This window comes from Mesorhizobium loti, from assembly GCF_003148495.1.
In the GTDB taxonomy this organism is placed as follows: Bacteria; Pseudomonadota; Alphaproteobacteria; order Rhizobiales; family Rhizobiaceae; genus Mesorhizobium; species Mesorhizobium loti.
The window spans coordinates 101,616-109,365 of record NZ_QGGH01000016.1 but is presented as its reverse complement, the minus strand read 5'-3'; the positions used below and the strand labels follow the sequence as shown (position 1 = coordinate 109,365).

Below are 7,750 nucleotides of genomic sequence, written 5' to 3'. Positions count from 1 at the left end.
GCATGGTCGCCATGGTTGATCGTCTCATAGAGGCTCATGGCATAAGCGAGCGACACCCCAACCGCGATCGGCACGTCCATGTTCATGCGGCCGTGGCGCAGTGCATTCCAGGCCGAGCGGAAGAAGATGCCGCCGGCGAAGGCGAGCGCCGGGATGGCGATCAATGCGGAGACCCAGTGAAACAAGTCGCGGGTTGCACCTTCGGCGCCGGACCAGACCGAGACCGAAAGCAGCATGATGTTGCCTGCCGCGAAGCCGGCAACAGCGACGGCGCGGATCAACTCGGCAAGCGTCTTGTCCTTCTTATCAGCGTCGGCTTCGAACAGGTGCGCCTGAAAGCCCAGCCGTCCCAGCGCGGCGACAAACGGAGGCACAGAGTCCCCACGCCACCGGATCGCGACCCGTTTCGTCGACAGGTTGACACGAGCGCCTTCGACGCGATCGAGCCTTCCGAGAGCCGTCTCGATGGCCTGGATGCAGGCCGCGCAGTGAACCGTCGGCACTGAAAGGTCGGTCTGCCAAAGATTGTCGCCAAGCGATCGGCTCGCCAACCTGATCTCCTGGCTAGACGGCAGGACCGATGTGGTACTGGTCAGATCCAGCGCCAGTTCCGCGCTGGGTGCACAACAGCTCATTGCAGCGCTCCTTGCGAAATCATGATCCGGCGAACGTCGCGATAGGGCTCTGTCAGACCGGCATCGGCGTCGACTTCGACGATCCAGACGCCATCCCTTGGCAAGTGCTGCGCGGCAAATTCCTGGTCCGAGACGAGGGCGAGAGTGACGGCCTTGTCCCCAGCCTCGTAGGCGGGATGACGAAACAGTATCTTGACGCCATGCAAGGGGACCGGCTTGCCGGTGGTATCGCTCAAGCTGTAGCGGACCTCACCCCGAGCGATCGTCAGTTTGCCGGTCCAGCCGAGTGCCGCCTGCGCGCGCCCTTCCTCGGCCTTTCGGTTGAATTGCTGGCTGGCCACATAGGTGTTCTCGACGACAAGGCCGGTCCAGCTCGTGCTGGCGAGTGTCGCCATCGTGAGATTGACCGCGATGATCACGCCGAAAAAGCCGAGAATGGTGAGCAGCATGTGCCTGCCGGTGAACTCACGCGTCTTTTGCGTATTGGTGCTCATCTGGCGATCTCCGGGGCGTTGAAGGTGGCGGTGTATTCGTCCGATTCGAAGCTCGCTCTGTCCTCGACGCGGAACTTGAAGGTTTGTGCAGCGTGCCGAACCTCACCCGCTGGCTGGCGCACGAAGACCTTCAGCATGTTCAGCCGGTCGGGTTGGACCGCGATGGCGAAGAAGCGAGCTGCCGGCAGATCACTGCCGACGACGCTCATTTCGGCTCCCTGCAAGCCCTGCATCGTGACGACGATCGTCCTTGGCTCGGGGATCATGTTAAGCAGCTTGACGGTGTAACCGTTGCGGATCGAGCCGTCGGACAGGGTCACGAATTGCGGATTGCGGTCGTGCAGGACGTTGATCTCGAGTCGGTCGCGCGTCAGCAGCGAATAGATCAAGGCAAGCCCGACCGCCGTCCACGCGCCCATGTAGAAGAAGGTCCTCGGCCGGAAGATCTTGCGAATATGGAAATGCGCCAACCTGGCGGAGAATGTGCTGTCGGCCGTTCTGACGAGTGAAGGGTTCACGGGACCGGAGCCGCCTGCGGTCGCCACCGCCATGTTGGCGTTGTAGTCGGACAGCGTCGCATAGGAGATCAGCCCGCGCTCCTTGCCGAGCTTGTTCATGACGCCGTCGCAGGCATTAAGGCACAGCGCGCAAGTGATGCATTCGAGTTGCTGGCCGTCGCGAATGTCGATCCCCATCGGGCAGACTGCGACACAGGCATTGCAGTCGACGCAGTCACCGACCGGCTGCCCCGCAGCCTGGACCTTCTTGGCGTGCCGCGAACGAGGTTCGCCACGCCAGTCATTGTAGGTCACAGTGAGCGAATTCTCGTCGAGCATGGCAGCCTGGATGCGCGGCCACGGGCACATGTAGGTGCAGACTTGCTCGCGCATCAGCCCGCCGAATGTGTAGGTGGTGGCCGTCAGCACCGCGATGGTGACGTAGGCGACCGAAGCGGCGGTGCCGTTGAATACGTCGCCGATCAGCGTCGGCGCATCGGCTAAATAGAGGATCCAGGCGCCGCCGGTAGCTGCCGCTATGACCAGCCAGATGGCGTGTTTCGACACACGCAGCACCAGTTTGCGCGCGGTCCAGCGGCCGGCGTCGAGCTTCATGCGAGCGTTGCGATCGCCTTCGATCGCCCGCTCGACAACTAGGAAAAGATCGACCCATACCGTCTGCGGGCAGGTATAGCCGCACCAGGCGCGGCCGACGGTGGACGTGATCAGGAAGAGGCCGATGCCGGCCATCATCAAAAGGCCGGCGACATAGTAGAATTCCTGCGGCCATATCTCGATGAAGAAGACGTAGAAACGGCGGTTGGCAAGATCGATCAGCACGGCCTGATCAGGAGCAAACGGACCTCGATCCCAGCGCAACCAGGGCATCAGATAATAGATGCCCAGCGTGACCGCCATCACCAGCCATTTGAAGCGGCGAAAGCTGCCCGAGGCGCGTTTAGGGAAGATTTTCTTGCGCGGAGCATAGAGCGGCTGTCGTGTCTTGGCGGAGTTGACCGCTTTTGCCTCGAGCCGCTCCATCTGCGTTTTATCCAGCACGTGCATCTCCACTCGCGCGCGGCCTATGACATCGTTGTGCGACGGACTGCTTCGACAGACGTCCGGTCTGCAGTGAGCCCGCTTCGCCGTGTGGGCCGCGCCGCCTTGCTGCAGGTCAATCGCCGCATGCCGGAATGGTGTCGGGGCCCGACTCGTGCCGGGCCCCGTCGCTTGGCGGGGAGGGCCGAGAATAGGCTTCCGTTCCTATTCTCCGCCGCCAAGCGAATGGACATAAACCGCAAGTTCCTTAACCTTGGTCTCGCCGAGACGCCCGATCCAGGCCGGCATGACACCGTGCTTCGGCGCGCGGACTTGGACGGCGATGGCTGTCTCGCCGGGTGCGTAGAGCCAGATCGCATCGGTCAGATTGGGCGCGCCGAGCTCTTTGTTGCCTTTCGCATTATCGCCATGACAGGCGACGCAGTTTTCCGCGAATACCTTGGCGCCGGGCTCGATAAGACTTGCATCCTGGACCTTGCCCGAGAGGCTGGCGACATAGGCGCCGACCTGTGCGATCTGTTCGGGCGTGATGATGTCACCGAAGGGGGGCATTTCCGACTGCCGAGTATCCGGGTCGGATGCGAAACGGATGCCGTGCGCGATCGTTTGCTGGATCTGCTCGGTCGTGCCGCCCCACAGCCAGTCATCGTCGTTCAGGTTTGGAAAGCCCTTCGACCCTTGGGCGCCCGAGCCGTGGCATTGCACGCAATTGACCTTGAAGGTAGCTCCGCCGGCCGCTACCGCGAATTCACGCAGCGCGTCGTCGGCTGCAATCTCGGATACGGTCTTCTGCTGGATGGCCGCGACATATTTGCCCTTGGCGGCTTCGGCAGCCGCCAGCTCAATCTTGACAGCGTTGCGGCTGGAATAGCCAAGCACACCCTTGGTCGCGGAAGACAGCATCGGCCAAGCCGGATACGCAATTGTATAAGCCACCGCCCAAGCGACGGTGATGTAGAAGGTTATCACCCACCATCGGGGCAATGGGTTGTTGAGTTCCCTTATCCCGTCCCATTCATGACCGGTCGTTGAGATGCCCGAGACTTCATCGATATGCTCGCTGCTCATGATCAGTCGTCCTTGAGTGGAATCTGGGCGGCTTGATCGGCCTGTGTTTTGCCGCCGGGACGCAAGGCAAAGGCAATGCAGCCGACGAAGAAGAGCGCCATGGCAAGCAGACCCCAGCTGTCCGCGAATTCCCGCATCAAATTATAGCTCATTGCGTCCCCCCTCAGCGGTAGCCGGCTGCATCGTCATAGGTCTTGAAATCGACCAGTGTTCCCAGCATTTGCAGATAGGCGACGAGGGCATCCATCTCGGTCACCTGCTGCGGATTGCCGTCCAGATCACCGACTTTGGCTTTCGGATAGCGTTTCTCGACGCCGGAGACATCGGCATTCGGGTCGGCCTGGGCCATCAGATCGGCATTGGCATGCGCGATCATGTCATCGGAGTACGGGACGCCAACACGCGCGTTCGCAACCAGATGCGTCGAGAAGTCCTTCACCTCGATCGGAGCGTCCTTCAGGAAGGCATAGCGAGGCATGATAGATTCCGGCACCACCGAACGTGGATCCATAAGGTGCTGAACGTGCCATTCGTTGGAATAGCGGTTGCCGACTCGTGCAAGGTCAGGGCCGGTGCGCTTCGAGCCCCACTGGAAGGGGTGGTCGTACATGGACTCGGCGGCCAGGCTGTAGTGGCCGTAGCGCTCGACCTCGTCCCGGAAAGGCCTGATCATCTGGCTGTGGCAGAGGTAGCAGCCCTCGCGCACATAGATGTTGCGTCCGGCGAGTTCCAGTGGCGAGTAGGGCCGCATGCCTTCGACTTTCTCGATCGTGTTGTCGAGATAGAAAAGCGGCGCAATCTCGACGATGCCGCCGACGGTCACGACAAGAAGAGAGCCAACGAGAAGAAGCGTGGCGTTCTTCTCGATGATCGCGTGTTTGTCCATCAAGCCCATTATCTGGCTCCCTATTCGGCAGGCCGGAGGGCGGGCTCGGAACCTGGCAAAGGCTGCTCTTTGCGCTGGTAGCCGCGAATGGTCATGGTCACGTTCCAGGCCATGAGCAGGGCGCCGGTGAGGTACATCGCACCGCCGATGGCGCGCATGACGTAGAAGGGATGCATGGCGGCGACGGTTTCGGCGAAGGAGTAGACCAGGAAGCCCTGCTCGTCGTATTCGCGCCACATCAGGCCCTGCATGATGCCGGACACCCACATCACGGCGGCGTAGACAACGATGCCGAGCGTCGCCAGCCAGAAGTGCCAGGTGACGAGCCGCAGCGAATAGAGGCGCTCGCGGTTCCACAGCTTCGGCACCATGTAGTAGATCGCGCCGAACGAGATCATGCCGACCCAGCCGAGCGCGCCGGAATGGACGTGGCCGATGGTCCAGTCCGTGTAGTGCGACAGCGAATTGACCGTCTTGATCGACATAATCGGACCTTCGAAGGTCGACATGCCGTAGAAGGCGACTGCCATCACCATCATGCGGATGATCGGATCAGTGCGGAGCTTGTCCCAGGCGCCAGACAGCGTCATCAGGCCATTGATCATACCGCCCCATGACGGCATCCACAGCATGATCGAGAACGCCATGCCGAGCGTCTGCGCCCAGTCGGGTAAGGCGGTGTAATGCAGGTGGTGCGGGCCGGCCCAGATGTAGAGAAAGATGATCGCCCAGAAGTGGACGATCGACAGGCGGTAGGAATAGACCGGCCGGTTCGCCTGCTTGGGCACGAAATAATACATCATGCCGAGGAAGCCGGCAGTCAGGAAGAAACCGACGGCGTTGTGGCCATACCACCATTGCGTCAAGGCGTCCTGGACGCCGGAGAAGGCGGAGTAGCTCTTCGAGCCCAGGAACGACGCCGGCATCGACAGATTGTTGACCACATGCAGCATCGCGATTGTCACGATGAAGGACAGGTAGAACCAGTTGGCGACGTAGATATGCGGTTCCTTGCGCTTCAGGATCGTGCCGAGGAACAGGATGAGATAGGCGACCCAGACGATGGTCAGCCAGAGATCCACATACCATTCGGGTTCGGCGTATTCGCGGGCTTCGGTGATGCCGAGCAGGTAGCCGGTCGCGGCCATGACGATGAACAGCTGGTAACCCCAGAACACAAACCAGGCCAGTTTGCCGCCAAACAGCCGGGCGCGGCACGTGCGCTGCACGACATAGAGCGACGTGCAAAGCAAAGCGTTGCCGCCGAAGGCGAAGACGACGCCGGATGTGTGCAGCGGCCGCAGCCGGCCGAAATTGAACCAGGGTTGGATGTTGAGGTGAGGGTATGCCAGCTGCAGGGCAATGATCACACCGACGAGCATGCCGACGACGCCCCAGAATACCGTTGCAATGGCTCCGTAGCGGATCGGGCCATCCATGTAGGCGGAGGTGTCGATCGGAGCCGCCGGCTTGAAATCTGTGTTGCGCAGCAGGATCGCGGTAAAGCCAGCCACGGCGAAGAACAAAACCCCCATATGCTGGCGAAAAGGTCCTTCTACGCCGAAGCCGGCAGCCACCAGGGCCGCAAAAGCAAACAGGCTTAGAACGACGATCTCCGTGCCGAATTTCATGACATGTCCCCGACCAGGATTCCAATGCGCGGACGCCAAATCCGCGGTGCATTAATTCCGTAGTTGCCGCCTGCTCGCCCTGATCCATGTCAGAGCCGCACGATTTTGCTTCGGGCAGCATCGAGTTCGGTGCAATCAGAAGGTGGCGAATTGAACAAGGAAACGCAGCACGGGCCAACCCGCTCATGGACAAGTGCGGCTTTCTCGCGCCAGGCCGGCACAGAGGCGATTCCGGGCGAGGTCATGAAGCTTGCCCATCGGGAAAAGCTGGAGCTCTGCTTCTCCCTGGAAAGCATTGCCGATGCACTGCCGAACGTCGACCGCCTCAAATGTCTTGGAACGGCCAAGAAGATCGTTCCGCTGCTCCGTGACATTCATGGGTTTGAGGAGAGGGTGATTTTCCCTGCGTATGAGGCGCACTTGACTCCGGCCGAGGCCAAACTTGCCTCTACCAGCCGGTTGCGCATCGAGCACCTTGAGGATCAATGCTTCGCTGGCGAGGTGGCCGAAACGCTCCTAGCGATCGGTCATGGTGATCCGATAGAGAGCGCGGAAGCTGTCGGATTCATGCTACGTGGCTTCTTCGAAGGCTTGCGGCGACACATCGCTTTCGAACGCGAGCATGTCCTGCCGCGGATCGTAATAAGCGACGAAGGCCCCGACGCTTAGGTCTCATTCACAAAGGCCGGTTGCCGCGCGCCTCGGCCGCCGCAGCGCTGCTCCAGCCGGCTCATGCTGTCGACCGTTACATGGCGTTTGTTCTCGATCCGGATCACGCCGTCAGCCCGCAATCGCGTAAGCTGGCGGCTCACGGTCTCGTTCGTCAGTCCAAGGAAATCAGAGATGTCGGCACGTGTCAGCGGCAGATCGAAGCATGCCGACCCAGCCGCCGGGTCGATACTGGAATCCATATTCTGGGCGATGATGAGGAGAAAGCTCGCCACCTTCTCCGGTGCGGTCTTGCGCCCGAGAGTCACCATCCATTCAAGTGCCTCGTCGAGTTCGTCCAGCGTCTGCTTGAGCAGGCGATGCTCGAGTCCCGGTGATTCCTTCATTATCCGTTCAACGGCCGCCTTCGGAAACGAGCACAGCGAGACGGAGGTTGCCGCTTCCACATTGATCGTGCTTTTCACCTTGAAGGGCCGTCCCAGAAAATCCGGTGCGAACCGAAGACCGACAATCTGCTGGCGGCCGTCCGAAAGGCACTTCGTCAGCTTCACAACGCCTGAAAGCAAGTTTGAATAGCTGTCGACGGCCTCGGCGTCGGTGATCAGTTCGACCCCCGGCTCGATCTTGTGCCGCGACGAAGTTTTGGCGAGCCCAACCAAATGGTTTGGATCGAGCGCACCGCAGACGCCGCGATGTCGTGCTGCGCAAGACAGGCAAAGAACGGGAATGCCGGAACTGTGAATGTCTTGCCGTACTGTCATTACGCTCGCGCTACCGATCCCAAGTTTCGACAGGATAGCAAGCGATGGCA

Annotated in this window: 9 protein-coding genes; 1 reads left to right on the top strand and 8 read right to left on the bottom strand. The window is 60.8% G+C overall.

Features of this window, described 5'->3' with window-relative positions; genetic code table 11:
* The 7 genes from C8D77_RS32215 to ccoN form a co-directional block, all read right to left on the bottom strand.
* Positions 1-635, bottom strand: a 635-nt coding sequence (locus tag C8D77_RS32215; RefSeq protein WP_146211847.1) for a cation transporter, incomplete at its 3' end; no start/stop codon positions are given.
* Positions 632-1,129: a FixH family protein gene (locus C8D77_RS32210; RefSeq protein WP_006329246.1), complete on the bottom strand. Its 498-nt coding sequence runs from the start codon at positions 1,127-1,129 to the stop codon at positions 632-634. The genes C8D77_RS32215 and C8D77_RS32210, both read right to left, overlap by 4 nt.
* Positions 1,126-2,691, bottom strand: coding sequence for a cytochrome c oxidase accessory protein CcoG (gene ccoG, locus C8D77_RS32205; protein ID WP_109671461.1), 1,566 nt, complete (start codon positions 2,689-2,691; stop codon positions 1,126-1,128). The genes C8D77_RS32210 and ccoG overlap by 4 nt, the downstream gene beginning before the upstream one ends.
* 198 nt (positions 2,692-2,889) lie before the next feature.
* Positions 2,890-3,753, bottom strand: a complete 864-nt coding sequence (ccoP, locus tag C8D77_RS32200; protein WP_019856557.1) for a cytochrome-c oxidase, cbb3-type subunit III — start codon at positions 3,751-3,753, stop codon at positions 2,890-2,892.
* A 2-nt stretch (positions 3,754-3,755) separates the two neighbouring features.
* Entirely contained in the window at positions 3,756-3,905 is a 150-nt protein-coding gene (locus tag C8D77_RS32195) for a CcoQ/FixQ family Cbb3-type cytochrome c oxidase assembly chaperone (RefSeq protein ID WP_027033462.1), read from the bottom strand.
* 11 nt (positions 3,906-3,916) lie between these two features.
* Positions 3,917-4,648 carry a cytochrome-c oxidase, cbb3-type subunit II gene (ccoO, locus tag C8D77_RS32190; RefSeq protein WP_109671460.1) on the bottom strand — a complete coding sequence of 244 codons (732 nt, stop codon included), beginning with the start codon at positions 4,646-4,648 and terminating at the stop codon, positions 3,917-3,919.
* A gap of 11 nt (positions 4,649-4,659) precedes the next feature.
* Positions 4,660-6,270: a cytochrome-c oxidase, cbb3-type subunit I gene (gene ccoN, locus C8D77_RS32185; RefSeq protein ID WP_109671459.1), complete on the bottom strand. Its 1,611-nt coding sequence runs from the start codon at positions 6,268-6,270 to the stop codon at positions 4,660-4,662.
* A 129-nt stretch (positions 6,271-6,399) separates the two neighbouring features.
* On the opposite strand from ccoN, the gene C8D77_RS32180 reads away from it, so the two are divergent.
* Positions 6,400-6,939 carry a hemerythrin domain-containing protein gene (locus tag C8D77_RS32180; RefSeq protein ID WP_109671458.1) on the top strand — a complete coding sequence of 180 codons (540 nt, stop codon included), beginning with the start codon at positions 6,400-6,402 and terminating at the stop codon, positions 6,937-6,939.
* On the opposite strand, the gene C8D77_RS32175 is transcribed toward C8D77_RS32180, so the two are convergent.
* Positions 6,936-7,700, bottom strand: a complete 765-nt coding sequence (locus C8D77_RS32175) for a Crp/Fnr family transcriptional regulator (protein WP_109671457.1) — start codon at positions 7,698-7,700, stop codon at positions 6,936-6,938. The genes C8D77_RS32180 and C8D77_RS32175 overlap by 4 nt on opposite strands.
* Positions 7,701-7,750 lie beyond the last annotated feature (50 nt).

Coding starts and splice junctions, on each gene's coding strand:
- C8D77_RS32175 (WP_109671457.1), bottom strand. CDS start 7,700: ATGACAGTACGGCAAGACATTCACAGTTCCGGCATTCCCGTTCTTTGC.
- ccoO (WP_109671460.1), bottom strand. CDS start 4,648: ATGGGCTTGATGGACAAACACGCGATCATCGAGAAGAACGCCACGCTT.
- ccoN (WP_109671459.1), bottom strand. CDS start 6,270: ATGAAATTCGGCACGGAGATCGTCGTTCTAAGCCTGTTTGCTTTTGCG.
- C8D77_RS32210 (WP_006329246.1), bottom strand. CDS start 1,129: ATGAGCACCAATACGCAAAAGACGCGTGAGTTCACCGGCAGGCACATG.
- ccoG (WP_109671461.1), bottom strand. CDS start 2,691: ATGCACGTGCTGGATAAAACGCAGATGGAGCGGCTCGAGGCAAAAGCG.
- ccoP (WP_019856557.1), bottom strand. CDS start 3,753: ATGAGCAGCGAGCATATCGATGAAGTCTCGGGCATCTCAACGACCGGT.
- C8D77_RS32195 (WP_027033462.1), bottom strand. CDS start 3,905: ATGAGCTATAATTTGATGCGGGAATTCGCGGACAGCTGGGGTCTGCTT.